We start from the raw sequence: 24,266 nt of genomic DNA, 5'->3' as shown, positions 1-24,266 counted from the left end.
TTCTGGCGTACGCCGTGCCGGAGCGTCATCCCCATGACCACACCTCGAGCGGTGGCCGCGATCGTCGGCCCCGGCAACATCGGCACCGACCTGCTCGCGAAACTGCAACGGAGCGACCTCGTCGACGTGCGGTACATGGTGGGCGTCGATCCGGCCTCGGAGGGTCTCGCCCGTGCGGAGGCGCTCGGGGTCGAGGCCTCGGCGGGTGGCGTCGACTGGCTGCTGGACCGCGACGAGACTCCGGACCTGGTCTTCGACGCGACCTCGGCGAAGGCGCACCTGGCCGCCGCGCCGCGCTACGCCGAGGCCGGCATCCGGGCGATCGACCTGACCCCGGCGGCGACCGGCCCGTTCACGTGCCCCGTCGTGGCCCCGCCGGAGCACCTCGAGGTGCCCAACGTGAACATGATCACCTGTGGCGGGCAGGCGACCATCCCGATCGTGCACGCCGTCAGCAGTGTCACCGACGTGCCGTACGCGGAGATCGTGGCGTCCGTGTCGTCACGGTCGGCGGGGCCCGGCACGCGCGCCAACATCGACGAGTTCACGGAGACGACCGCACGGGGGCTCGAAGTGGTCGGCGGGGCTGAACGCGGCAAGGCGATCATCATCATCAACCCGATGGAACCGCCGATGATCATGCGGGACACCGTGTTCTGCGCGATCGACCCGGACGCCGACAGGGCGGCCATCGCACAGTCCATTCACGACACCGCGCGCCGGGTGCAGGAGTACGTTCCCGGCTACACGGTGAAGGCCGAACCGCAGTTCGACGACCCGAGACCCGACTGGAACGGCCGCGCCCGGGTGGGCGTGTTCCTCGAAGTGGCAGGCAACGGCGACTACCTGCCGACCTACGCCGGCAACCTGGACATCATGACGGCCGCGGCGGCGCGCATCGGCGAGCTCATGGCGGAGCGACTCCTCGGCGCCGACAGTGGCCCCTCGACGAAGGCGGTGTACGCATGACGGCCCCGGTTCGGATCGTCGACACGACCCTGCGCGACGGCAGCCACGCGATGGCGCACCGGTTCACCGAACAGCACGTGCGCGACACCGTGCGGGCGCTGGACGACGCCGGGGTGTCCCTCGTCGAGGTGACCCACGGCGACGGCCTCGGCGGGTCGACGTTCAACTACGGCTTCTCCCTCGTCGACGAACGTACGTTGATCGCCGCGGCCGTCGAGGAGGCGCGCCGGGCGCGCATCGCGGTGCTGTTGCTGCCCGGGCTCGGCACGGTGACCGACCTGCGCGCCGCGGCGGATCTCGGCGCGGGCGCGGTGCGCATCGCGACGCACTGCACCGAGGCCGACGTGTCGGTGCAGCACTTCACGGCCGCCAGGGATCTCGGGCTGGAGACGGTCGGATTCCTGATGCTCTCGCACATGGCGGAGCCGGAGACGCTGGCGAAGCAGGCGCGGATCATGGCCGACGCCGGCTGTCAGTGCGTGTACGTCGTCGACTCCGCAGGCGCCCTCATCCTCGAGGACGCGTCCGACCGGGTCGCCGCTCTGGTCGCCGAACTCGGCGATGACGCGCAGGTCGGCTACCACGGGCACCAGAACCTCAGCTTCGGCGTGGCCAACTCGGTCCTGGCCCACCGCGCGGGCGCCCGCCAGATCGACGGGTCGCTCGTCGCACTGGGTGCCGGCGCGGGAAACTCGCCGACCGAGGTGCTCGCCGCGACGTTCGAACGACTCGGTGTCGAGACGGGCGTCGACAAGGATGCGCTGATGGACGCGGCGGACACCGTGGTCAAGCCGTTCATCACGCGGCTGCCCGTGATGGACCGTTCCTCGATCGTGCAGGGCTTCGCGGGCGTGTACTCGAGTTTTCTGCTGCACGCCGAACGTGCCGCGGAGCGCTACGGCGTGCCCGCCCACGAGATCCTCTACCGCGTGGGTGAGCGGCGCTACGTCGGCGGCCAGGAGGACATGATCATCGACATCGCGCTCGAACTGGTCGAGGAGAAGAAGAACGTCGCGGGCGCGTGAGCGGTGGATCCGGCCGTGGAACGTCCGGCTGTACAGGCCGCAGCCGGAGAGGGTTCCGCTGCGGACAGTTCAGCTGTGGAGGGCGTCGATGCCGAGGACGAGTTTGACGCAGTGGACGACGAGTCGTTCGCGGTCGACGTCGAGCGTGCCGTCCAGGTAGGCCGTGAACAGGTTGGCGAGTCCGCCGACCAGCGCGGTGGCGGTCATCGCGCGGTCCTCCTCGTCGACGTTGGCGGAGAGTTCGTCGCGGACCAGCCCGGCGAACATCGGGATGCGCTGCACGCCGCTGCGGCTCAGTGCCGGGTGGGTGAGCGGCGCGAGCAGCAGCACCCGCCCCTTGCGGGGATCGTCGATGATCAGCTCGACGAAGGCGGTGACCGCGGCACGGGCGCGGGCGGGCCGGTCGTCGGTGGGCGCGGCCGCCACGGCGTCGACGAGTACGCGGTGGGCCTCGGAGGTCAGCTCGTCGTAGACGGCGACGATGAGCTCGTCGCGGTCGGCGAAGTTCTCGTAGAAGTAGCGCTCGGTGAGCCTGCTGTGACGGCAGACGGCGCGCACGCTCAGGGCGGCACTGTCCTCGGAGCCGAGCAGGGTCAGCCCGGAGTCCAGCAGTCGGCGCCTGCGGGTGGCCTTGCGGTCGGCCAGGGTGGTGCCCGCCCAGGTGCGGCTTTCGGCAGTCATGTCAGCTTCCCTCGATTGACCACGAACGTTGTCGACCGTACCGTGACCGACGAAGGTGACAACGGCCGTAGTCACATTGGAGTCGACGATGACGCAGAGCCGCTCCCGCGACGGCGTGCCGTCCCCGCACGCACCGTCTGCACGGGACTCCGCGGGCGAACAGGCGGCGGACCCGGCCTCCGACGTGGCCCCGGCCTCCGACGTGCACACGGCCGCGCCGTACGCCGCCACTGCCCGACACGCCCCCGAGCCGCTGGGGCCGGACTCGCTGACCTGGCGGATCTTCGGCGACTGGCGAGGGCTGCTCATCGCCCTGTGGGCGGGGAGCATGCAGAACATGCACCCCGAACTCGGGGCCGGTGTCGAGGAGCACTCCCGGTTCTTCGACGAACGCTGGGAACGGCTGTTCCGCTCGCTGTACCCGATCGGCGGGGTGATCTACGACGGCCCGCGTGCCCACGCCACGGCGCTCGAGGTGCGCGGTTACCACGACACGATCAAGGGCACCGACGAGTTCGGCCGCCGCTACCACGCCCTGAACCCCGGCACGTTCTACTGGGCGCACGCGACCTTCTTCGTCAGCACGCTGATCATCGCCGAGAACTTCATGGGCGGGCTCACCGAGGCGCAGCGGCGGCAGCTGTTCGACGAACACAAGCGCTGGTACCGGATGTACGGCATGTCGATGCGCCCGGTCCCGGCCACCTGGGAGGACTTCCAGGAGTACTGGGACCGCATGTGCCGGGACGTGCTCGAGGACAACAAGGCCACACGCGACGTCCTCGACATCTCGCGGATCGGCAGGCCGCCACTGCTGAAGTGGCTGCCGCGTCCCCTGTGGACACTCGTCCGGCCGCTGGTGCATCGCGGCTTCGTGTGGCTGACGGTCGGCATGTACGACGAACCCGTGCGCACCCGCCTCGGCTACCCGTGGTCGCCGCGCGACCAGCGGGTGCACCGGCTGGTGGGAAAGGCGATCGGGCTCGCGTTCCGGTTCGTCCCGTGGCAGCGTCGGTACCATCCGCGGGCGAGGGCGGGTTGGCGGCGCGCGCTCGGCAGGGACCCTGCGGGAACGCCCACCGTCGAGACCCCGCCGCGGAACCTGCCGCCCGTGGCCGAGCGGTCGCGGCCCACCCACTACGTGCCCGCCGAACACCGGCCCGCGGGCTGACGCACGATCCGGCGCGGACCGGTGACGACGGCAACGGACCGGCAGCGCCACCGGACCCCGGTGGCATCCGACGACAGTGCGGCCCGAAGGAGAACACGACGTGAAACTGGGTTACCACCTCGGATACTGGTCGTCGGGCCCGCCGGAGGGTGCGCTCGAGGCGATCACGACGGCCGAACGACTCGGATTCGACTCGGTCTGGACCGCCGAGGGTTACGGCTCCGACGCCCTGACCCCGCTCGCCTGGTGGGGGTCGGCGACCTCCCGCGTCACCCTCGGCACCAACATCGTCCAGCTGTCGGCCCGTACGCCGACGGCCACGGCGATGGCGGCGATGACGCTCGACCACCTGTCGGGCGGCCGATTCGTCCTCGGGCTCGGCGCGTCCGGACCCCAGGTCGTCGAAGGCTGGTACGGGCAGCCGTACCCGAGGCCGCTCGCCAGGACCCGCGAGTACGTCGACATCGTGCGCCAGGTGGTGGCGCGCGAGGCACCGGTCGTGCACGACGGGAAGCAGTACCAACTGCCGCTGCAGGGCGGCACCGGGCTGGGCAAGCCGCTCAAGTCCACCGTGCACCCGCTGCGGTCCCACATCCCGATCCACCTGGCGGCCGAGGGGCCCAAGAACGTGGCGTTGTCGGCGGAGATCTGCGACGGCTGGCTTCCGCTGTTCTTCTCCCCGAAGAGCGACGCCTTCTACCGCGCGGCCCTCGACGAGGGATTCGCGGCGCGCGGGCACCGGCCGGAGGGGTTCGAGGTCGCCGCGTCGGTGCCGGTGATCGTGCACGACGACGTCGAACAGGCCGCGGCGATGATCAAGCCGTCGCTGGCGCTCTACATCGGCGGTATGGGCGCGAAGGACGCCAACTTTCACCACGACGTGTTCGCGCGCATGGGTTACGCCGATGTGGCGGACACGGTGCAGGACCTGTACCTGGCGGGCCGCAAGGAGGAGGCCACGGCGGCGATCCCGACCTCACTGGTCGAGGACACGTCGCTGATCGGGCCGCCCGCGAAGATCCGCGACGAACTGCAGGCGTGGGAGGACACGGTCGTGACCACGCTGCTCGTCCGCGGTGACGCCGCGACGCTGCGCCGGGTGGCCGACGTGCTCGGCTGACCCGGCGCTGTCTCGCACGTCGGGGTCGGAGCCGGGTGGCGGCGCCGGGGTGGCACGATTCCTCCACGCGCACCGTCCGAGGAGGAGCATGTCGGCGCTGGGGACCAGGACTCGTCTCGGGTATTCGCTCGGGTCGTTCGCGACGGGCGCGTTCGGGACGGTGCCGGGGCTGCTGCTCCTGCCGTACCTGACCGACACGATGGCCGTGCCCGCCGCCGTGGCGGGTGCGATCGTGCTGCTGCCGAAGGCGTGGGACGTGCTGTTCAACCCGGTCGCCGGGCGGATCTCGGACGGCGCGCTGCGCAGACACGGCAGCCGCAGACCGTTCCTGCTGATCGGCGGTCTGGTGCTGGCCGCGTGCTTCGCCGCGCTGTTCGCGGGTCCCGGCCTCGGCTCGACGGCCGCGGACGCGGCCTACGTCGTCGTCGTGTTCTTCGTGTGCGCGACGGCGTTCGCCTTCTTCCAGGTGCCATTCAACGCGTTGCCCGCGGAACTGACCGAGGACTATCACGAGCGGACGCGACTGACGACCTGGCGCATCGCCGTGCTGGCGCTCGCCATCCTGGTGTCGGGCGCGGTCGCACCGGCCATCGCGAGCGGGCTCGGCGGCACCGCGGGCTATCGCGCCATGGGCGCGTTCGTCGGCGTGCTCATCGCACTCGGCGCGGTCGCCGTCTACGCCGGCACGCGCGGTGCACCCGTGGGGAGGCTGCGGGAGCCCACACCGGGGTGGCGCGACCTGCTCGCCACCATGCGGTCCTGGCGGGCGTTCCGCTGGCTGCTGACCGTCTACTTCCTCCAGGCGCTCGGCGTCGCCACCCTGCTGGCCGGGGTCAACTACGTCGCGCGGTACGTCCTCGGTGACCCCGACCTGCAGTCGGCGCTGTTCGCGGGCTTCGTCGGCCCGGCACTGCTCGTCATGCCGGTGTGGGACCGCATCGGCCGCAGCGGCGGCAAACTCACGGGCTTCCGCGTCTCGTCGGTACTGCTGGCGGCCGCGCTCGGAGCCCTCGCATTCTCACCGGCCATGGCGACGCCGGTGGTGTTCGTGTTCGTTGCGCTCGCGGGTGTGGGATACGCGGGGATCCAGGTGTTCCCGCTGGCGATCCTCCCGGACCTGATCTCCGCGGAGGAGGAACGCACCGGTGCCACCCGCGCCGGGATCACCGCGGGCGTCTGGACGGCAGCCGAGACGCTCGGGCTCGCCGTCGGCCCCGGCCTGTTCGGACTCGTGCTCTCGCTCGGCGGGTACGTCTCGAGTGGACAGTCGGTGGCGACCCAGCCCGAGAGCGCGGTCACGGCCATCACCGTCGGTTTCTCCGCACTGCCCGCGGTGTTCGTCGCGCTGGCGTTGCCGTTGCTGCGGCGCAGCGTGCTGGGGGACCGCCGCCCCGACGGCGACCCCGATGCCGATGCCACGGCCCCGGCCGAAGGGGGCGGCGCGTGATCCCCGGCGTGGGTCCCGGCGCCGACGAGGTGCTCGCGGAGCTGACCCGGCTGCGGGCCGGGGACGCACCGACCCACGGCGGGCGCACGCTGGCCTACGTCTACGACAGTGGTCTCGGCGACCTCGACGAACTGGCCGCGCGGGCGCACGCGGCGGCGTCCTCGGCCAACGGGCTGGACCCGACGGCGTTTCCCAGCCTGCTGCACATGGAGAACGACCTCGTCGGCACCGCGATCGAGCTGCTGGGCGGAGGGCGGGCCGCCGTCGGGACGGTGACGTCGGGCGGCACGGAGTCGTGCCTGTTGGCCGTGCTGGCGGCGCGCGAGGGCCGACGGGACGTCGTCGACCCGTCGATCGTCGTCCCGTCGACGGTGCACGCCGCGTTCCGCAAGGCGGGCCACCTGTTCGGCGTCCGCGTGGTGAGCGTGCCGGTGGATCCCACGACCTTCCGCGCGGACCCGGACGCGACGGCCGCGGCCATCGACCACACCACGGTGCTCGTCGTCGCGAGCGCGCCGTCCTACGCCCACGGGGTCGTCGATCCGATCCCCGAGATCGCCGCGGTGGCCCGCGAACACGGCGTCCGCCTGCACGTCGACGCGTGCATCGGCGGCTGGGTGTTGCCGTACCTGCGCCGCGAGCGCGTGGGCACCCGCGCTCCCGCGTTCGACCTCTCCGTGCCCGGGGTCACGAGCCTGTCGGTGGACCTGCACAAGTACGCCTACTGCGCGAAAGGCGTGTCCGTGCTGCTGCACGCCGACGCGGAGCTGCGCCGCGGCCACTACTTCGCGAGCGCCGACTGGCCCGGGTACACGATGCTCAACCCGACGTTGCAGTCGACCAGGTCGGGTGGTCCGCTCGCGGCGGCGTGGGCGGTCGTCCGCCACGTCGGCGACGACGGCTACGCCGCGCTCGCCCGCACCGCCCGCGCGGCGACCGAGGAGATCCGTGCCGGGATCACCGCGATCGACGGACTCGGCGTGCTCGGCGAGCCCGACTCCACGCTGCTGGCCGTCGCGCTCGACGGGGACCCCGGGTTCGACCTGTTCACGGTGGCCGACGAGCTGGCAGCCCGCGGCTGGTACGTGCAACTCCAGTTCCCGCACGAGTCGTCGCCCGCCAATCTGCACCTGACGGTGACCGCCGCGAACCGCGGCCACGAGGACGCGCTGCTGACGGCGATGCGCGAGGCCGTGACGTCGGCCGTGGCCGCAGGGCCGGTCACGCTCGACGACGACCTGCGGGCGCTGATCGACGCTCTCGACCCCGAGGCGCTCACGCCGGAGCAGTTCGCGGGCCTGCTCGCCGCGGCGGGTCTCGGCGCGGGCCCCGACGAGGACGGCCCCGACGAGGACGGCCCCGACGGGAACGGCGACGGACGGACCGGTGACGGACAGGGCCGTGGTCCCGGCCGTCCGATCCGGTTGCCTGACCGAATGGCCGGGATCAACGCCATGTTGGCGGTCGCGTCGCCGAGGCTGCGGGAGCGGCTGCTCGCCGAGTTCCTCGGAACGCTCTACCGGCCCCGCGCGGCCGACGCGTCGCCGTAGCGGCGGCGGAACTTCTCCACCTGACCCGCGGTGTCCATGATCCGTTGCGTGCCCGTCCAGAACGGGTGCGACGCGGAACTGATGTCCACGGTCACCAGCGGGTAGGTGTTGCCGTCCTCCCACTCGGTGGTGCGCTCCGAGGTGGCCGTCGAGCGGGTCAGGAACCGGTCACCGGTGTTGGCGTCCTGGAAGACCACCGGGTGGTAGTCGGGATGGATGTCGGGCTTCATCGTTCCTCCTGTCGCAGGGCCGGACCAGGGGTCGTCGTTGCGGTGCGGCCACGCCGTGTACTGTAAATGAAAACGATTATCAACACCATCCAGGGAGGGTCGATGTCGGCGATCTGCCAGGTCACCGGTCGCGGGCCGGGCTACGGCAAGCAGGTGTCGCATTCGCACCGGCGTACCCCGCGCCGCTGGCAGCCGAACATCCAGCCGCGCCGGTGCTGGGTTCCGTCCGAGAACCGCTGGGTGCGGCTGCGGGTGTCGGTCAAGGGCATGAAGACGATCGACAAGCGCGGGATCGACGCCGTCGTGGCCGACCTGCGTGCACGAGGGGTGAGGCTCTGATGGCGAAGAAGTCGAAGATCGCGAAGAACGAGCAGCGCAAGGTCGTCGCCGCGCGGTATGCCGAGCGGAGGGTGGAGTTGAAGGAGTCGATCCGCTCGCCCCGGTCCGCTCCGGAGGAGAAGGCGGCGGCCGTGTCGGAGCTGCAACGGATGCCGCGCGATGCGAGTCCCACGCGTATCCGTAACCGCGATGCCGTCGACGGCCGTCCGCGCGCCTTCTACGGCGCCTTCGGGCTGTCCCGGATCCGGTTGCGCGAGCTGGCGCACCGGGGTGAGCTGCCCGGTGTGAGCACGGCGAGCTGGTAGGAGGGGACCGGTGAAGCCCGCACCGCAGAAGCGCCGCACGCGGAACCTGTTGCGTGCCGAGGGTGTCGAGCACGTCGACGGGAAGGACACGGCGCTGTTGCGCACGGTCCGGCGCCGAGCGCTCGGGGTCGGAACGTGCCACCCTGGCCTGATGACGGAGCGGCATCCGGATCCTGCGCCCGGCCGGACCGACGGGGACGGGCGGGCGCACGCCGCCGGCACCGAGATCGACCCCGAACTGCTCGAACTCGCGGGCCGTGTCTTCGATTTCGCCCGCCACGGTGACACCGACACGCTGGCCGCGTACGTGGACGCCGGTGTACCGGTGAACCTGTCCAACGACAGCGGCGACACGCTCGTGATGTTGGCGGCCTACCACGGCCATGCCGGGACCGTCGCCGCGCTGCTGAGCCGCGGCGCCGACCCGAACCGGCTCAACGACCGGGGCCAGAGCCCGCTCGCCGGTGCCGTGTTCAAGGGCGAGGCGGAGGTCGTGCGCGCGCTGCTCGAGGGCTGCGCCGATCCGGAGGCGGGGCAGCCGAGCGCGGTCGAGACCGCCCGGATGTTCGGCGCAGAGGAACTCCTCACGTTGCGCAGGCCCTGAGCGTAGGACCGTGACAGGGCATGCGTCATGCTGACCGGCATGGCGCAGGAAGAGCACTACCTGGTCGGACTCGACCTCACCGGGCGGCGCGTGGTCGTCGTGGGCGGCGGCACCGTCGCTCAGCGGCGGCTGCCACGGCTGGTCAGGGCCGGGGCCGTCATCGAAGTCGTGGCCCCGGACACCACCCCGTCGGTCGGAGCGATGGCCGACGAGGGCGAGATCACCTGGACCCGGCGGGAGTACGCCGACGGCGACCTCGCCGACGCCTGGTACGCGCTGGCGTGCACTGACGACGCGGACGTCAACGCCGCCGTGTGCGCGGAGGCCGACCGGAGGCGTGTCTTCTGTGTCCGCGCGGACTCCGGGCCCGACGGCAGTGCGGTGACGCCCGCGGCGGGCGAGAACGACGGCGTGCTCGTGGGCGTGCTGTCCGGTGGCGAGCCTCAGCGCTCCGCCGTGGTGCGCGACGGCCTCCTGGACGCGCTGCGCTCGGGAGCGGCCGCGGACCCGGGACGCGGCTACGGCCAGGGTGCGGGGCAGGACGATCGCAGGCCCGAAGCCGGGGTCGCGCTGGTCGGCGGCGGCCCCGGCGACCCCGAGCTGATCACCGTGCGCGGTCGCAGGCTGCTCGCGCGCGCCGACGTGGTGGTCACCGACCGGCTCGCGCCGCGTGACCTGCTCGACGAACTGCCGCCGCACGTCGAGGTGATCGACGCGGCGAAGATCCCGTACGGCCGCGCGGCCAGCCAGGACGTCATCAACAGCGCGCTGATCGACAACGCCAGGGCGGGCAAGTTCGTCGTCCGCCTCAAGGGTGGCGATCCGTACGTGTTCGGCCGCGGTTTCGAAGAGCTGCTCGCCTGCGTGGAGGCAGGCGTGAAGGTGTCGGTCGTGCCCGGGATCACCAGCGCGTTCGCCGTCCCGGCGCTGGCCGACGTGCCCGTGACGCACCGGGGCGTGACCCACGAGGTGGTCGTCGTCTCCGGGCACGTCCCGCCGGACCACGAGACGTCGCTGACCGACTGGGACGCGCTCGGCCGCCTGCGGGGCACGATCGTGCTGATGATGGGCGTCGAGCGGATCGACCGGTTCGCCGATGCGCTGATGACCGCGGGCAGGCCCGCCGACACTCCGGTCGCGATGATCCAGGACGGCACGATGGCGGGGCAGAAGGTGCTGCGCTCGACGCTGAAGGAGGTCGGTGCCGACGCCGCCCGCCAAGGGATGCGCCCGCCCGCGGTGACGGTGATCGGCCCGGTCGTCGACCTGCTCACCTGACCCGCCGGGCCGTGAGCGAGGATGGCGCCATGAACGCCGCGCACACTGCACAACTGCCCGACGACCTGGTCGCCTTCGACGTCCGCAGGGACGGTCACGTCGCCGAGGTCACGCTCCTCGGCCCCGCCAAGGGCAACGCCATGGGCCCGGACTTCTGGCGCGAGCTGCCGCTGGTGTTCGGTGCCCTCGACGCCGACCCCGACGTGCGGGCGATCGTGCTGGCCGGGAGTGGTGAGCACTTCTCGTACGGCCTGGACCTGAACGCGATGTTGCCGGGCTGGTCCGAATTCCTGGCCGGTGATGCACAGGCCGGTCCGCGTACGCGGTTCCTCGAGGAGATCCGGACGATGCAGGAGGCGGTCAGCTCGGTCGCCAAGTGCCGCACGCCCGTCGTCGCCGCGGTGGCCGGGTGGTGCATCGGCGGCGGCGTCGACCTCATCGCCGGGGCCGACATCCGGTTGGCCAGCGCCGATGCGCGGTTCAGCGTGCGCGAGGTCAAGGTCGCCATCGTCGCCGACATCGGCAGTCTGCAGCGGCTCGGCGCCGTCATCGGGGAGGGGCACCTGCGGGAGCTCGCCCTCACGGGCAAGGACATCGACGCCGCACGGGCCGAGAAGATCGGACTCGTCAACGACACCTACGCCGACCGCGACGCGCTGCTCGCCGCAGCCCGAGAATTGGCCACCGAACTCGCGGCCAATCCTCCGCTGGTGGTGCGGGGGATCAAGGACGTACTGTCCATGGGCACCGAGCAGCAGGTCGACGCCGGGCTGCGCTACGTGTCCGCGTGGAACGCGGCGTTCCTGCCCAGCAAGGATCTCGGTGAGGCGGTGCAGGCGTTCCTGGAGAAGCGCCCGCCCCACTTCACCGGCGAATAGCGGCGCCGCGGCGAAGCCCCGGAAACACGGCGGAGCCCCGGGGCCACCGCGGAGCCCTGGGAACACGGAGCCCCGGAGCATCGCGGAGCCCCGGGAACACCGCGGAGCCCGGGAGCACCCGGGAGCGAGGGACCACAGCGGAACCGGCACGAACGAGGAGAAGCACGAACGTGAGCAACGAGGCCCACACCGCCCATTCGAACGCGGGTCACGACGAGTTCCGTCGGGCCCGGGACTTCCTGGTCGCCCATCGGGAGGACTACGACACGGCCCGCGCGGAGTTCCGCTGGCCCGAGCTGACCGAGTTCAACTGGGCGCTCGACTGGTTCGACCGCGTGGCGGCCGACCCGGCCAACGCCGAGCGTCCCGCGCTGTGGATCGTCGAGGAGGACGGCACCGAGGGCCGTTGGACCTACCCCGAGCTGTCGCGGCGGTCCAACCAGGTGGCGAACTGGCTGCGCGCTCAGGGCGTGCGGCGCGGTGATCGGCTGATCCTCATGCTCGGCAACCAGGTCGAGCTGTGGGAGACGATCCTCGCGGCCGTCAAGCTCGGCGCCGTGCTCATCCCGGCGACGACCCTGCTCGGGCCCGCCGACCTGCGGGACCGCGTCGACCGTGGGGAGGCGCGACACGTCGTGGCACGGTCGGCCGACGCGGAGAAGTTCACCGACGTGCCCGGCGACTACACGCGCATCGCCGTCGGGGAGCCCACCGGTGGCTGGCTGTCCTACGGCGACGCCTACTCCGCCGACGACGCGTTCACCCCGGACGGGCCGACGCAGGCGACCGACCCGCTGCTGCTGTACTTCACCTCCGGCACGACGGCGAAACCGAAGCTGGTGCAACACACGCACACGTCGTACCCGGCTGGGCACCTGTCGACGATGTACTGGATCGGCCTCGAGCCCGGTGACGTGCACCTGAACGTCGCCTCGCCGGGCTGGGCGAAACACGCCTGGAGCAACGTGTTCGCGCCGTGGAACGCCGAGGCCACGGTCTTTCTCTACAACTACTCGCGGTTCGACGCCGACGCCCTGCTGGCCCAGCTGGAGCGGTGCGGCGTGACGAGCTTCTGCGCTCCGCCGACGGTGTGGCGGATGCTCATCCAGGCCGACCTGTCCGCGCTGCCGACGCCGCCCACCAAGGTCGTCGGCGCGGGGGAGCCGCTGAACCCGGAGGTCATCGAACAGGTGCGGGACGCCTGGGGCGTGACGATCCGGGACGGCTTCGGCCAGACCGAGACCACGGTGCAGATCGCCAACACGCCCGGCCAGAAGGTCAAGCCGGGCTCGATGGGACGCGCCGTGCCGGGCTTCGACGTCGTGCTGGTCGACCCGGCGAGCGGCGAGCCCGCCACCGAGGGCGAACTGTGCCTGGACCTGTCGCGCAGGCCGACCGGGCTGATGGTCGGGTACGCGGGTGACGACGAGCGCACCGCGACCGCGTTCGCGAACGGCTACTACCACACGGGCGATGTCGGCTCGATCGACGAGGACGGCTACATCACCTACGTCGGCCGCACCGACGACGTGTTCAAGGCCTCGGACTACCGCATCTCGCCGTTCGAGCTGGAGAGCGTGCTGCTGGAGCACGAGGCGGTCGCCGAGGCGGCCGTCGTGCCCGCTCCGGACCCGATCCGGCTGGCGGTGCCGAAGGCGTACGTCGTGCTGGCCTCCGGACACGCTCCCGACGGGGCGACGGCGGAGAGCATCTTCGCGTTCACCCGTGAGCACCTCGCGCCGTACAAGCGCGTGCGCAGGCTCGAGTTCGCCGAGCTGCCGAAGACGATCTCCGGCAAGATCCGCAGGGTCGAGCTGCGCGGCAAGGAGAACGACGCCACCGACCGTCCCGCGGGGGAGTTCCGGGACGACGACTTCCCCGGACTGAAGAGCTGACCGGACGCAGGCCGGCCCACCTCGAAGTCCACAGTGGACAACAGGTGGGCCGGCCGCGGACGGGTGAACCCTGCGGCGGGCGGTTAACACCGGCGGGTCACGTGCCGATAACGACGGTGATGAACGACAGTGAGCAACCCGCCGCCCGTGCCACCAACTCCGCGGAGCGGCACACCAACTCCGCGCGGCAGAACCCCGCCCCGCGGCAGAACGCGGCAGGGCAGAACGCCACGCCGCGGTCGAACACCACGCCGCGGTCGAACACCGAGGTGCGGTACAACACCGCCCCGCGGCAACTCCCGTCCTCCCAGCACGTCCCGTCCTCCCAGCAGCTTCCACCCTCGCAGCAGCTTCCGTCCTCGCAGCAGAGCACCGAGCCGCTGCGGGCACCTGCTCGGCGACAGGCGACTGCGCCGCCGACCACGCCGTGCACGGTCGTGTGGAGTCAGGGTAGGCCGTACGTGCTCGAGAACGTGGCGGGCCGCCCGCGGTGGATGGGGACGGATCGTCACGGCAGGCCCCAGGCACTCACGGGTGACGAGCTCCGTCGCCGCGGCTGGAGCTACCACCGCACCCGATGACGGTCCGAGGTCGCCGTGGTCGACGCCCGCGGCGGCGATCTCGGCCCCGGCTTCGGCCTCCGGTCCGGCCCGCGCGGGCGCCGTGTGGCGATCGTGACGGGGCGGGGTGACCACGGCCGCACCCGCCGGGACCGGCGAGTCGATACGGTGAGCGGGTGAAGGACGCGGAGGGGAAGCGTGCGGGGCGGAACGGCCGTGACGAGGTGGCGGGCCGCTCGACCGATGTCGGCGACGAGGCGGCAGGTACGGGGGATTCGGGGGGATCGAGCGGCGTCGCAACGTCGGGCGGCGCCGGAGCTTCCGGCGGCACGCGAATGTCGGGTGGCTCGGGGGCGACGACGGCGTCCGGCGACGATGCGGGGGAGGGCGAACCGTCGCTGCTGCGACAGGCGGTGATGGCGCCGAACCTGCTGTCGGTACTGCGACTCGCGGGCGTTCCGGTGTTCCTGTGGTTACTGCTCGGGCCGCACGCCGACGGCTGGGCGCTGGCGATCCTCGTGTTCAGTGGCCTCACCGACTGGCTCGACGGCAAGCTCGCGCGGTGGCTGAACCAGATGAGCAGGCTGGGGCAGCTGCTCGACCCCGCCGCGGACCGGCTCTACATCGTCGCCACGCTCGTGGCGTTCCTGCTGCGCGACATCATCCCGTGGTGGGCCGTCGCCGCGCTGCTGCTGCGCGAGGCCGCCGGGGGAATCTGCCTGCTGATCCTGCGGCACTACCGGTTCGAACCACCGGAGGTGACCTACGTCGGCAAGGGTGCCACGTTCGTCCTCATGTACGCCTTCCCGCTGCTTCTGCTGGTCCAGGGCGATTCGACCGCGGCCACGGTGGCCGCACCGCTGGCCTACGCGTTCACGATCTGGGGCGGCGCGCTCTACCTGTGGTCCGGTGCGTTGTACGTTGCGCAGACCGTGCTGGCCGTCACGCGGGGCCGTGACCGGAGTGATCCGGCGGGCACTGAGGCCCCGGGCCGGTCGGCCTGACGAGGCCGCGGCGCCGTGCGACGATGCCCCTCGTTCGCGGCCACGTAGGGAGTGAAAGGGGAACGAACCTTGGCTGCACAGTCCACACCCGAGGAACTGCGCTACACCGAGGACCACGAATGGGTCGCCGAACGGAGCGACGGCGTCGTGCGGGTGGGCATCACCGAGTACGCCCAGGACCAGCTGGGCGACGTGGTGTTCGTCGATCTCCCGGAGCCGGGCACCGAGGTGGCCGCGGGCGACACGTTCGGTGAGGTCGAGTCGACCAAGAGCGTGTCCGAGATCTACGCCCCGCTGGACGGGGAGATCGTCGCGGCCAACGACGCCGTCACGGCCACCCCCGAGCTGATCAACGGTGACCCGTACGGCGAGGGCTGGCTCGTCGAGCTCCGGGTCGCCGATCCGGACACCCTGGAAGGGTTGCTCGACGCCGAGGCATACCAGCGCCTGACCGGGAGTTGATCGGGGAGCCCGGGCATTGCGTGCGGTCGCCCGCGCGGTACGTTGAGGCGCACCAGGTTTCATGGCCGCCCGAGGTTTCGCGACCACGGGCGGTGAGAATGCCAAGCGACACACTGTCAGTGCGTAAGGAGAGCTCAGGTGAGCACGAACGACGGGCCCGAGATTCCCCCGGAGGGAGCTCCGGAGAAGACCTCCGTGTTCCGGGCGGACTTCCTGTCGGAAGGGGAGGGGCAGGAGGCGCCGGCGGTGGAGCCGCAGGAGGCCGGCGTTGACGCGCTGCCCGCGGGCTCGGCGTTGCTGGTGGTCAAGCGGGGTCCGAACGCGGGATCGCGATTCCTGCTCGACCGCGACACGACGAGCGCGGGCCGGCACCCCGACAGCGACATCTTCCTGGACGACGTCACCGTGTCCCGGCGGCACGCGGAGTTCCGGCGCGAAGGCGGTTCCTTCGTGGTGATCGACGTGGGCAGCCTGAACGGCACGTACGTCAACCGCGAGCCGGTCGACCAGGCCGTCCTGGCCGGCGGTGACGAAGTGCAGATCGGCAAGTTCCGTCTGGTGTTCCTGACCGGAGGCCAGGGGGCGCAGTGACGGCTGCCGGACGGCAACCACGCGAGGGTCTGAGCATCGGGGCCGTGCTGGCGCAACTGCGCACGGATTTTCCCGGGGTGACGATCTCGAAGATCAGGTTCCTCGAATCCGAAGGCCTGGTCCGACCCGCTCGCACGCCGTCCGGCTACCGTCAGTTCACGACCGCCGACGTGGAACGGCTCCGGTTCGTCCTGACGGCGCAACGTGATCGCTACCTGCCGCTGAAGGTGATCAAGGAACAGCTCGATGCCGTGGATCGCGGCGCGGCCCCGGAATCGGACGGCGGCCCGCAACGCGAGCCGGCACCCGCATCGCAGCCCCGGACGCCGCGACTGGTCCCGCTCGACAGCCCCGAGACCGGTGCCCCGGTGCCGACGGCGGAGGACTTCGCGGTCACGGCCCCGTCCCGGCTGTCGCGGGATCAGCTGCTCGCCGAGGCGGGGATCGACGAGGACCTGCTGACGGAACTGGATCAGTACGGCCTGGTCCGGCCGGGCGCCGGCGGCTTCTACGACGCCGATGCCGTGGCCATCGCCAGAACGGTCACCGCGATGGGGGCGTTCGGCATCGAACCGCGGCACCTGCGGGCACTGCGGGTCGCGGCCGACCGTGAGGTCGGGTTGCTCGAACAGATCGCGGCACCGGTGTACCGGCATCGTGACGAGGGCGCCCGCGAACGCGGCGACGAGCTCGTCCGGGAGCTGGCGGCACTGTCGGTCACGTTGCACACGCTCCTCGTCAAGGCGGGCATCCGGGGGATGACCCACGGGTGAGGTCGCGGACGGCGGCAGGGACGGCGTCGTTCGGCGGCCGGGACACGCTCGGACGGAGCAGCGCGGCGGTCACGGATTCAGAAGCCGGGTGGCGAAACTTCGGTGCAGCCCCCGGGATGACGTACGGTTGAAGGCGGGCTCGAAGAGACCGGGCCGGCGAGAGTGAGAAGCGAGCACAGCGCAGCGATGGCGGGTAGCGTCGGCGGTGTCCGCGCGGAGTGTCGTGTGGGCCGGCCGAACGGATGATCCACCGCGAAGCGCTGCAGCCCGCGCGCAGAGAGGGAGGCGAAGCCCGATGAGCGAGATGCGCGTCGTCGGCGTCCGGGTCGAGCTGCCCGCGAACCAGCCGATCTTGTTGCTGCGGGAGACGGAAGGCGAGCGGTACCTGCCGATCTGGATCGGCTCGGTGGAGGCGACCGCGATCGCCTTGGAACAGCAAGGCGTGCGGCCGGCCCGTCCGCTGACTCACGATCTGCTCAAGGACGTCATCGGTGGCCTCGGCCGGGAGCTCGAACAGGTCGTCATCACCGACCTGCAGGAGAGCACCTTCTTCGCCGAGCTCGTGTTCGACGGGGACGTCCGGGTCTCCGCACGGCCGAGCGACTCGGTCGCCCTGGCACTCCGGATGGGCGTGCCGATTCACGCGGAGGAAGGCGTGCTCGACGAAGCGGGCCTGATCATCCCGGACGAGCAGGAGGACGAGGTCGAGAAGTTCCGTGAGTTCCTCGACTCCGTCTCGCCGGAGGACTTCCGCGGCGCCGACACGTAGTCGGTACCGCACCGCACCCGCGGCCGGGTCCCGCTCCTGCGGGGCTTGCCGCCGCCCGATGCCGCCGGTCCACGACGGCCCGCCTTCTCACTCGGCCCGGACGGCCCGGTCGAACAGCTCGCTCAGTTCGCGGCCGTAGGCGTCGAGGTCGAGATCCGGTTCCTGGCGGAGCCGGAGGGTCACGCCGTCGACCGCCTGGCGCATGGCGAGTGCCATGACGTTCGGGTCGAAGTCGCGGAACACACCGTGTCGCTTGCCCTGGACGAGCTGCCCCTCGAGCCTGCCCACGCGGACCGCGTACACGACCTGCGGCGAGATGTCGGCGTCGTCGGCGGTCCCGGCATGGGAGGCGATCTCGACGAGCGCGGTCGACTCCCGCGGGTGGGTGGCGACGAACGCGACCTCCGCGGCCAGCTGGCCCAGCAACAGCCGTCTCAGGTCCTTCTCGTCGCCGAGACGCTCGGCGACGAACGTGTCCTGCCGGTCGATGATCGTCCCGAGGGTCGCCTGGACGAGGTCGCTCTTGCCCGCGAAGTGGTAGGAGATCATCCGCGTGCTGGACAGACCCGCCCGCTCGACGATGCGGGCGAACGATGTCTTGGCGTAGCCGAGTTCGGCGAGCGCGGTGATCGTGGCGTCGACGATCTGTCTACGCCGGATGTCTTCTGTCGGGGTGAGGCCGGCGCCCGCGCCGAAGGTGCTGACGTCGCCGTCGCCGCCTGTGTCGTCCGATGGGGTGGTTACCTGCATGGGTAATAAATTACTCGGGTGAGTAAAACCCGACAACCGGGTAATCCGGTCGAGATGTCGCCACGGTGCCCGCGCGTCGCGTTGACCGCCCCCTGGGGCAGGCATACCGTTCGAAGAGCGACGAAACGCGCCGTGGTCGGCGACCGGGCCGCACGGGCGTAGTCGTACCGGTCGGCCCGTCCGGGTCGGCGGTCTTGTTTCGTCGGCCGCGCGGCCGGGCGAGAGGAGGCATGCGTGGTCGACGACAGTCCGATCAGGGGCATCGACGGTGGCGAGCAGGGAGCGCTGTTCCCTGACGACTCGCTGCCGGACGAACTGGTTGGCTACCGTGGTCCAGCGGCCTGTCAGATCGCCGGTATCACCTACCGTCAGCTGGACTACTGGGCGCGCACGAAGTTGATCGCGCCGAGCATTCGCACCGCGCACGGTTCCGGTTCGCAGCGGCTCTACTCGTTCAAGGACCTCCTGGTCCTCAAGATCATCAAACGGCTGCTCGACACGGGCATCTCGTTGCAGAACATCCGTGTGGCGGTCGATCATCTGCGCGGCAGGGGAGTGCGCGACCTGGCCCGGGTGACCCTGTTCTCCGACGGGACGACCGTCTACGAATGCACGTCGCCCGAGGAGATCGTCGATCTGCTCCAGGGCGGTCAGGGCGTGTTCGGTATCGCGGTCAGCGGGGCGATGCAGGAGATCAGCGGTTCGCTGCACGAGTTCCCTGCCGAACGGGCCGACGGTGGCGAGCTCGACACGCCTGTGGCGGCGGACGAGTTGTCGCAGCGGCGCAACGCTCGCCGTACGGGCTGAGCGACTCGCTCGCCGGTCGACCACCCGACCTACGGACGCACCCGAACGGCGTCCGAACGCTCATGGAGTGTTCGGGCGCCGCTTCGTCTGTGAGCCACGAAGTCGTATAACGACCTATACGGCGGGTCGTTTCGGTTCCGGCCTCGACTCGACGACGGCTCCACCGACGACGGGTCCCCGCCACGGACAGGCCGGGACGAGAGCGTCAGCCGGTGAAGCCCGCCTGCGTGAAGTGCTTCTCCTGCTTCGGCGAGGTCAGGTAGGAGCGGAAGGACTGGGCAGCCCGCTGCTGCACGGTGTCCACGCCGTCGCCCGCGAGGCTGACGTAGGTGAACGTGCCGTCGGGTCCGGAGGCGATCTTCTCCGGCGAGGCGCCGATCCGGTCGGGCTGCTCCGAGGCGAGGCGGTCCGACCACTTCGTGTCGGCCATGATCCAGGCGCCGGGAGTGCCGCGGGCGCGGTTGCCGGTCAGATCGTCGTAGACGACCTGCGAGCTGCCCGGTTGCACCTTCACGGTGATGCAGTGCCCGTGCACCACCGTGTCGTCGTTGTTCCAGGTCTTGGCGGCCTGGCGGACAGGTTCGGCCACCGCGGGATCGGCCGCCACTCGCAGCGTCGACCGGCCCTCCTGGCAGGCCGCTGCCTGGGCCTCGGCGCGGTTCGACAGGACACCGTCGGCCCAGTTCCAGCCGAAGAAACCCGCCACGACGAGGACCACCAGCACCCCGCAGGCGACGGGCCATGCCGCGACCTTGCGTTTCGGCTTCTTGGCCACTGCGCGGTGGCTGCCCGTCGACGTGACCGTGCCGTGCCGGCCCGTGGACGTGACGGCGCGGTGGCCGCCCGTCGCGCTGACGGTGCTGTGCCTGCCGGTCGAGGTGACGCGGCGGCGCCCGCCGGTGGACGTGACCGCGTCGCGGTCGGCGTCGGTGGTGCCGCCGGGTGCCTCGCGGTCGTCCGTACCGCTGTCGGGAGTCCGGTCGGCGGGGCCGCGCGTCGCGGCGACCGGGCCGGGTGCCGGTCCGGTGGTCGCGGCGTCGTGGCGGTCCGCCGCGGGTGGGTGCTCGCCCGTGGCGTGACCGGCGTCGTGGACGGGGGGACGGCCGCCGGGCCGCTGCCGGGGACGCGGGGGCCGTTCCGCGGCCGCGGCGTGATCAGGGGCCGGGGGGTTCGTCGTGTGGCCGGCACCGGCGTGGGGTGACGGCGCTGCGGCCGGCGGGACCGGGTCGAGGCGGGTGGTCAGTTCGGTGGCGCTCTCGTCGGCGGTGCGGCGTGGTGCCACCGGGTGCATCGCAGGTGAGGTGGACAGGACGTCGTCCGGGGCCGGCGCGTAGCCGGGCGTGCTGCGGTAGGCCGCAGGCGGCGTCGTCGTGTCGCGGAACCAGTCGTCCGGCGAGCCGCCGCCCGCGTTCGCTCCGCCGATCGCCTGTCTCGCCTTGCCTAGCGGATCAGGGTGCCCGGGAGCCGGATCGTCGGCTCTGTAGTGCCGCCCCATTCGCGTCCTCTCACCTGCACGGAGTGCCGATCACACTCTGTCGACGTGACAAAAACGTAACCACCCTAACAGCCCAGCCCGTCGGATTACTGTGATTCGGATCCGACTTCCGTTCCCGAAAGCAACCCGCGGTAGAGGGTGATCAACCGTTCGCGCAACGGAGTCGCACGGCGGGCGAAGTCCGCCTGGTACCGGGCGTACTCGGCCCGGCCCGCCGCAGTCTCGATCGGGACGGGGGAGTAGCCGAGTGCCGACAGATCGTACGGGCTGGCCCGCATGTCGAGCACGCGGATGTCGGCCGCCAGCTCGAAACAGTCGCCGAGCAGCTCCGACGGCACGAGCGGCCCGAGCTTGTAGGCCCATTTGTACAGGTCCATACCGACGTGCAGGCAGCCGGGCTGATCCAGGTCGCGCTGCGTCTCCCTGGTCGGCTGCAATGTGTTGAGCGGCCGTGCCTGCTCGGTGAAGAACCGGAAGGCGTCGAAGTGGCCGCACCGGATGTTCAGGCTCTCGACGACGTCGTCGGTGCCACGGGAACCCAGCCGCAGTGGTAACTGAGCGTGGCGGACCTGATCCGGCGGGTGGCGATACACCATCGCCCATTCGTGGAGGCCGAAACAGTTGAGCCGGGGTTGTCGCGCCGCCGTCGCCTCCAGGAGGGAGACGGCGTACCGCGCCATGCGGGCGCGCTTCGGCGGCAGCACCGGATCGGCGTGGACGCCCTCGGCCGTCTCCACGTACCCCGTGCGGTCGAGGAACCGGCGGGCGCCCTCGCCGGTGAGCAGCACGTCGACGCCGGGCTGCCAGCGCTGCAACTGGGACGGTGGCAACGAGTAGTACGTGAACAGGAAGTCCAGCACCGGATGCTTCTCGCCCCGCGACCGGCGGTCCTGGTGCGGCCCCGTCCACGGCCGCATGCGCGCGATGTGGGCCTCCTCGCGGGCACGCCACTCCGGTTCGGTGAGCACCGTGTCAGGTGACATGCGTGCCGTCCCGCACCGTGCCGACGTACTCCTCCACCAGGTCCTCGAGTGCCGCCACCCCGACGACCTCGCCGTCGTCGTCGGTGGCGGTCGCCAGATGGCTGCCTTCCCTGCGCATCGCCGACAACGCCGTGTCCAGCCGCGCGTGGACCGGCAGTTGGGTCAGCCTGCGGATCTTGTTCGCCGGTACCCGCGCGCCGGGGTCGTCGCCGAGGTGGGCCAGCACGTCCTTGACGTGCAGGTAGCCGACGAGTGTGCCGTCGTCGGCGCGCAGCGGGTAGCGGGAGAATCCCGTGGCGGACACGGCGGCCTCGACGTCGCCGAGCGTCGGGTGGTCGGGCACGGTCCTCAGGTCGGACATCGGCACGATGATGTCGGCGACGGTCTTGTCGGCCGACGAGAGGGTCTGCGACAGGCGCCGGTGTTCGGCGTGTTCGAGCAGGCCCTCCCGCCGTGACTCGCTGAGCAGCGCGGCCAGCTCGTCGGAGGTGTAGCCGGTGTCGACCTCGTCCCTCGGCTCGACCCGCATGAGCCGCAGTACACCGTTGGCGATGCCGTTGAGCAGCCACAGGAACGGGTGCACCAGCCGGACCCACGCCACGTGCACGGGCACGAGCCACAGCGCCATCCGCTCCGGCTCGGCGATCGCGATGTTCTTCGGCACCATCTCGCCGACCAGCACGTGCAGCAGCGTGATGGCGACGAGCGTGACGACGAAGGCGACGGCGTGAACGACGTACGCGGGCAGGGGGACACCGAGTGCGTGCACGGCCGCCTCGAGCCGGTGCGCCACGGCCGGTTCGCCGAACTGGAGCAGCAGCAGCGAGCACACGGTGATGCCCAGCTGGGCCCCGGCGAGCATGAGCGAGACGTTCTGCCCCGCCTTGATGACGGTCCTGGCCCGGCCCTTGCCGGATTCCAGCAGCGCCTCGAGCCGGTCGCGCCGGGAGGAGATGAGCGCGAACTCGGCGCCGACGAAGAACGCGTTCAATGCCAGCAGGACCCCGATGAGGGAGATGGCGACCCAGTCGTTCACGCAGGCACCTCCCGTCGTTCGACGCGGACCTCGGCGATGCGGTGCCGGTCCATCTCGGTGACGGTGAGCCGCCAGCCGTCGATGTCGACCGCGTCGTCGACGTCGGGGATCCGGCCCAGCCGTTCGAGGATCAGCCCGGCGATCGTCTCGTAGTCGCCGTCGGGCATGGCGAACCCGGTGATGTCGGCGACCTCGTCACCGCGCAGCTGACCGGACACGGCCCAGCTGTCGACGCCGATCTGCTGCGAGGACGGTTCCTCGCGGTCGTCGTGCTCGTCCCGGACGTCGCCGATGATCTCCTCGACCACGTCCTCGAGCGTGACGAGTCCGGCGCTGCCGCCGTACTCGTCGACCACGATCGCGAGCTGGAACCGGGACGCGCGGAGCCGCTCGAGCAGCGCGTCGCCCGGTAGCGACTCCGGCACGGTCGGCACGGGCCGCATCACCGAGCCGATCGGCACGGTGCGGCGTTCGTCCGCGCGGACCGTGAACGCCTGCTTGACGTGGACCGCGCCCTGTACGTCGTCGAGGTCCTCGCGGTACACGGGGAACCGCGAGAGGCCGGTGCTGCGCGACAGGTCGACGAGGTCGGCGACCGTCTCGTCGACGTGCAGCGATTCGACGCGCACCCGCGGCGTCATCAGTTCCGCCGCGGTGCGTTCCCCGAAGCGCAGCGAACGGTCGAGCAGCTGGGCCGTCGCGACGTCGAGCGTGCCGCTCGCGGCGCTCGTGCGCACGATCGAGCCGAGCTCCTGGGGCGACCGCGCCGAGCGCAGTTCCTCCTGCGGCTCGATGCCGAGCTTGCGCACGACGACGTTGGCGCTGTTGTTCATGAGCGCGATGAGCCAGCGGAACAGCGCCGAGAACCGCGAGTGGTACCCGGCGACGGCCCGCGCCGTCTTGAGGGGCAGCGAGACGGCCAGGTTCTTCGGCACCATCTCGCCGATGACCATCGACAGCGCCGTGGCCAGCAGCATCGACAGCACGAGCGACGTGCCCCGTGCGGCGCCGTCGGGCAGTCCGACCCCGGTCAGCACCGGGCGGATGACCTGGCCCAGCAAGGGTTCGGCGACGTACCCGGTGAGCAGCGTCGTCAGCGTGATCGCGACCTGGGCGCCGGACAGCTGGAACGAGAGCGTGCGGTGCGCCTTGAGAACGGTGCGTGCCCGCCGGTCGCCGACCTGGCGGACGTTCGCCTCGATGGTGCTGCGCTCAAGGGTCGTGAGCGAGAACTCGGCCGCCACCGCGAGGCCCGTGCCGACGGTCAGGAGCAGGACGACGAGCAGGCCGCCGATGGTGAGCAGGACGTCCATCAGAATGCGCCGCCCGGGGCCGGATGAGCGGGGCGGGCAGGGGGAGACATCAGCGAGCCGGGTCCGTCACCCGGCCGAATACTGTCTCCCGGCGACTGCGCATCGCGCACGAACGACGTCACTCCTCGACAGAACACGGGCCAACAGGGGATACGGGTATCTTAACCAGGACAAACGGCGGTGACGGTGGCGGAGTTCCCGAACCGGGCGGTGCCCGGGTCGGACGGTGGC

General features: G+C 71.3%; 26 protein-coding genes. 19 read left to right on the top strand and 7 right to left on the bottom strand.

The annotated features are described in order from the left end of the window. The first annotated feature begins 33 nt into the window (after positions 1-33). Together LY13_RS01700 and dmpG are read left to right on the top strand one after the other, a co-directional pair. Entirely contained in the window at positions 34-969 is a 936-nt protein-coding gene (locus tag LY13_RS01700; protein WP_253826317.1) for an acetaldehyde dehydrogenase (acetylating), read from the top strand. Then, positions 966-1,994 (top strand): 4-hydroxy-2-oxovalerate aldolase, encoded by a 1,029-nt coding sequence (gene dmpG, locus LY13_RS01695; RefSeq protein ID WP_253826316.1) that lies wholly within the window; start codon positions 966-968, stop codon positions 1,992-1,994. The genes LY13_RS01700 and dmpG overlap by 4 nt, the downstream gene beginning before the upstream one ends. Positions 1,995-2,063: 69 nt before the next feature. Here the strand turns inward: dmpG and LY13_RS01690 are convergent, their stop codons facing one another. Beyond that, the gene (locus LY13_RS01690; protein ID WP_253826315.1) at positions 2,064-2,675 is read right to left on the bottom strand and encodes a TetR/AcrR family transcriptional regulator; all 612 of its coding nucleotides are present in this window, start codon (positions 2,673-2,675) and stop codon (positions 2,064-2,066) included. Positions 2,676-2,763: 88 nt separating this feature from the next. Here LY13_RS01690 and LY13_RS01685 point away from each other — a divergent pair, with 88 nt between their 5' ends. The 4 genes from LY13_RS01685 (at position 2,764) to LY13_RS01670 (ending at position 7,963) form a co-directional block, all read left to right on the top strand. Continuing rightward, on the top strand, positions 2,764-3,846 hold the full coding sequence (locus LY13_RS01685) for an oxygenase MpaB family protein (RefSeq protein ID WP_253826314.1): 1,083 nt from the start codon (positions 2,764-2,766) through the stop codon (positions 3,844-3,846). 100 nt (positions 3,847-3,946) lie between these two features. Continuing rightward, the gene (locus LY13_RS01680; RefSeq protein WP_253826313.1) at positions 3,947-4,966 is read left to right on the top strand and encodes an LLM class F420-dependent oxidoreductase; all 1,020 of its coding nucleotides are present in this window, start codon (positions 3,947-3,949) and stop codon (positions 4,964-4,966) included. Between the two features lie 88 nt (positions 4,967-5,054). Next, entirely contained in the window at positions 5,055-6,413 is a 1,359-nt protein-coding gene (locus tag LY13_RS01675) for an MFS transporter (RefSeq protein ID WP_253826312.1), read from the top strand. Then, the gene (locus tag LY13_RS01670) at positions 6,410-7,963 is read left to right on the top strand and encodes a pyridoxal phosphate-dependent decarboxylase family protein (RefSeq protein WP_253826311.1); all 1,554 of its coding nucleotides are present in this window, start codon (positions 6,410-6,412) and stop codon (positions 7,961-7,963) included. Before LY13_RS01675 ends, LY13_RS01670 begins: the two co-directional genes overlap by 4 nt. Here LY13_RS01670 and LY13_RS01665 read toward each other — a convergent pair. Further along, positions 7,930-8,193: a type B 50S ribosomal protein L31 gene (locus LY13_RS01665; protein WP_253826310.1), complete on the bottom strand. Its 264-nt coding sequence runs from the start codon at positions 8,191-8,193 to the stop codon at positions 7,930-7,932. The genes LY13_RS01670 and LY13_RS01665 overlap by 34 nt on opposite strands. A gap of 102 nt (positions 8,194-8,295) precedes the next feature. Between LY13_RS01665 and rpmB the strand changes: the two genes are divergently transcribed. The 12 genes from rpmB (at position 8,296) to LY13_RS01605 (ending at position 17,651) form a co-directional block, all read left to right on the top strand. After that, positions 8,296-8,532 carry a 50S ribosomal protein L28 gene (gene rpmB, locus LY13_RS01660; protein WP_253826392.1) on the top strand — a complete coding sequence of 79 codons (237 nt, stop codon included), beginning with the start codon at positions 8,296-8,298 and terminating at the stop codon, positions 8,530-8,532. Then, positions 8,532-8,837 carry a 30S ribosomal protein S14 gene (rpsN, locus tag LY13_RS01655; RefSeq protein ID WP_253826309.1) on the top strand — a complete coding sequence of 102 codons (306 nt, stop codon included), beginning with the start codon at positions 8,532-8,534 and terminating at the stop codon, positions 8,835-8,837. Before rpmB ends, rpsN begins: the two co-directional genes overlap by 1 nt. Before the next feature lie 151 nt (positions 8,838-8,988). Continuing rightward, positions 8,989-9,441, top strand: coding sequence for an ankyrin repeat domain-containing protein (locus tag LY13_RS01650; protein WP_253826391.1), 453 nt, complete (start codon positions 8,989-8,991; stop codon positions 9,439-9,441). Positions 9,442-9,480: 39 nt separating this feature from the next. Then, positions 9,481-10,719: a uroporphyrinogen-III C-methyltransferase gene (gene cobA, locus LY13_RS01645; RefSeq protein ID WP_253826308.1), complete on the top strand. Its 1,239-nt coding sequence runs from the start codon at positions 9,481-9,483 to the stop codon at positions 10,717-10,719. Between the two features lie 29 nt (positions 10,720-10,748). Further along, the gene (locus tag LY13_RS01640; RefSeq protein WP_253826307.1) at positions 10,749-11,597 is read left to right on the top strand and encodes a crotonase/enoyl-CoA hydratase family protein; all 849 of its coding nucleotides are present in this window, start codon (positions 10,749-10,751) and stop codon (positions 11,595-11,597) included. A 170-nt stretch (positions 11,598-11,767) separates the two neighbouring features. After that, positions 11,768-13,492 carry an AMP-binding protein gene (locus LY13_RS01635; RefSeq protein ID WP_253826306.1) on the top strand — a complete coding sequence of 575 codons (1,725 nt, stop codon included), beginning with the start codon at positions 11,768-11,770 and terminating at the stop codon, positions 13,490-13,492. Between the two features lie 119 nt (positions 13,493-13,611). Further along, complete coding sequence (locus LY13_RS01630; RefSeq protein ID WP_253826305.1) at positions 13,612-14,073, top strand: hypothetical protein; 462 nt, start codon at positions 13,612-13,614, stop codon at positions 14,071-14,073. A gap of 314 nt (positions 14,074-14,387) precedes the next feature. Next, a complete protein-coding gene (gene clsA / locus LY13_RS01625; RefSeq protein WP_253826390.1) occupies positions 14,388-15,056 on the top strand; it encodes a cardiolipin synthase ClsA in 669 nt (222 codons plus the stop codon). A 69-nt stretch (positions 15,057-15,125) separates the two neighbouring features. Further along, positions 15,126-15,518: a glycine cleavage system protein GcvH gene (gene gcvH / locus LY13_RS01620; protein WP_253826304.1), complete on the top strand. Its 393-nt coding sequence runs from the start codon at positions 15,126-15,128 to the stop codon at positions 15,516-15,518. Positions 15,519-15,656: 138 nt separating this feature from the next. Continuing rightward, on the top strand, positions 15,657-16,109 hold the full coding sequence (gene garA / locus LY13_RS01615) for a glycogen accumulation regulator GarA (RefSeq protein ID WP_183652303.1): 453 nt from the start codon (positions 15,657-15,659) through the stop codon (positions 16,107-16,109). Then, entirely contained in the window at positions 16,106-16,882 is a 777-nt protein-coding gene (gene ftsR / locus LY13_RS01610) for a transcriptional regulator FtsR (RefSeq protein ID WP_253826303.1), read from the top strand. The genes garA and ftsR overlap by 4 nt, the downstream gene beginning before the upstream one ends. A gap of 295 nt (positions 16,883-17,177) precedes the next feature. After that, entirely contained in the window at positions 17,178-17,651 is a 474-nt protein-coding gene (locus tag LY13_RS01605) for a bifunctional nuclease family protein (protein ID WP_183652297.1), read from the top strand. Between the two features lie 87 nt (positions 17,652-17,738). Here the strand turns inward: LY13_RS01605 and LY13_RS01600 are convergent, their stop codons facing one another. Further along, positions 17,739-18,401, bottom strand: a complete 663-nt coding sequence (locus tag LY13_RS01600; protein WP_253826302.1) for a TetR/AcrR family transcriptional regulator — start codon at positions 18,399-18,401, stop codon at positions 17,739-17,741. A 234-nt stretch (positions 18,402-18,635) separates the two neighbouring features. Between LY13_RS01600 and LY13_RS01595 the strand changes: the two genes are divergently transcribed. Next, positions 18,636-19,208 carry a MerR family transcriptional regulator gene (locus LY13_RS01595; protein WP_308216245.1) on the top strand — a complete coding sequence of 191 codons (573 nt, stop codon included), beginning with the start codon at positions 18,636-18,638 and terminating at the stop codon, positions 19,206-19,208. A gap of 205 nt (positions 19,209-19,413) precedes the next feature. Here the strand turns inward: LY13_RS01595 and LY13_RS01590 are convergent, their stop codons facing one another. The 4 genes from LY13_RS01590 to LY13_RS01575 all read right to left on the bottom strand — a co-directional run bounded on the left by LY13_RS01590 (position 19,414) and on the right by LY13_RS01575 (position 24,035). Continuing rightward, positions 19,414-20,703, bottom strand: coding sequence for a substrate-binding domain-containing protein (locus tag LY13_RS01590; protein ID WP_253826301.1), 1,290 nt, complete (start codon positions 20,701-20,703; stop codon positions 19,414-19,416). 86 nt (positions 20,704-20,789) lie between these two features. Next, positions 20,790-21,686 (bottom strand): 3-methyladenine DNA glycosylase, encoded by an 897-nt coding sequence (locus LY13_RS01585; protein WP_253826300.1) that lies wholly within the window; start codon positions 21,684-21,686, stop codon positions 20,790-20,792. Then, positions 21,676-22,722, bottom strand: coding sequence for a hemolysin family protein (locus LY13_RS01580; protein ID WP_253826299.1), 1,047 nt, complete (start codon positions 22,720-22,722; stop codon positions 21,676-21,678). Before LY13_RS01580 ends, LY13_RS01585 begins: the two co-directional genes overlap by 11 nt. Further along, entirely contained in the window at positions 22,719-24,035 is a 1,317-nt protein-coding gene (locus LY13_RS01575; protein WP_253826298.1) for a hemolysin family protein, read from the bottom strand. The genes LY13_RS01580 and LY13_RS01575 overlap by 4 nt, the downstream gene beginning before the upstream one ends. Positions 24,036-24,266 lie beyond the last annotated feature (231 nt).

Origin of the sequence: Prauserella aidingensis (assembly GCF_024171865.1) — a bacterium.
GTDB classification, from domain to species: domain Bacteria; phylum Actinomycetota; class Actinomycetes; order Mycobacteriales; family Pseudonocardiaceae; genus Prauserella; species Prauserella aidingensis.
The sequence above is the reverse complement of the archived record's forward strand: the minus strand, read 5'-3'. Positions and strand labels throughout refer to the sequence as shown.

Coding starts and splice junctions, on each gene's coding strand:
- LY13_RS01700 (WP_253826317.1), top strand. CDS start 34: ATGACCACACCTCGAGCGGTGGCCGCGATCGTCGGCCCCGGCAACATC.
- dmpG (WP_253826316.1), top strand. CDS start 966: ATGACGGCCCCGGTTCGGATCGTCGACACGACCCTGCGCGACGGCAGC.
- LY13_RS01690 (WP_253826315.1), bottom strand. CDS start 2,675: ATGACTGCCGAAAGCCGCACCTGGGCGGGCACCACCCTGGCCGACCGC.
- LY13_RS01685 (WP_253826314.1), top strand. CDS start 2,764: ATGACGCAGAGCCGCTCCCGCGACGGCGTGCCGTCCCCGCACGCACCG.
- LY13_RS01675 (WP_253826312.1), top strand. CDS start 5,055: ATGTCGGCGCTGGGGACCAGGACTCGTCTCGGGTATTCGCTCGGGTCG.
- LY13_RS01665 (WP_253826310.1), bottom strand. CDS start 8,193: ATGAAGCCCGACATCCATCCCGACTACCACCCGGTGGTCTTCCAGGAC.
- rpmB (WP_253826392.1), top strand. CDS start 8,296: ATGTCGGCGATCTGCCAGGTCACCGGTCGCGGGCCGGGCTACGGCAAG.
- rpsN (WP_253826309.1), top strand. CDS start 8,532: ATGGCGAAGAAGTCGAAGATCGCGAAGAACGAGCAGCGCAAGGTCGTC.
- LY13_RS01650 (WP_253826391.1), top strand. CDS start 8,989: ATGACGGAGCGGCATCCGGATCCTGCGCCCGGCCGGACCGACGGGGAC.
- cobA (WP_253826308.1), top strand. CDS start 9,481: ATGGCGCAGGAAGAGCACTACCTGGTCGGACTCGACCTCACCGGGCGG.
- LY13_RS01640 (WP_253826307.1), top strand. CDS start 10,749: ATGAACGCCGCGCACACTGCACAACTGCCCGACGACCTGGTCGCCTTC.
- LY13_RS01630 (WP_253826305.1), top strand. CDS start 13,612: ATGAACGACAGTGAGCAACCCGCCGCCCGTGCCACCAACTCCGCGGAG.
- clsA (WP_253826390.1), top strand. CDS start 14,388: ATGTCGGGTGGCTCGGGGGCGACGACGGCGTCCGGCGACGATGCGGGG.
- LY13_RS01605 (WP_183652297.1), top strand. CDS start 17,178: ATGAGCGAGATGCGCGTCGTCGGCGTCCGGGTCGAGCTGCCCGCGAAC.
- LY13_RS01600 (WP_253826302.1), bottom strand. CDS start 18,401: ATGCAGGTAACCACCCCATCGGACGACACAGGCGGCGACGGCGACGTC.
- LY13_RS01590 (WP_253826301.1), bottom strand. CDS start 20,703: ATGGGGCGGCACTACAGAGCCGACGATCCGGCTCCCGGGCACCCTGAT.
- LY13_RS01585 (WP_253826300.1), bottom strand. CDS start 21,686: ATGTCACCTGACACGGTGCTCACCGAACCGGAGTGGCGTGCCCGCGAG.
- LY13_RS01575 (WP_253826298.1), bottom strand. CDS start 24,035: ATGGACGTCCTGCTCACCATCGGCGGCCTGCTCGTCGTCCTGCTCCTG.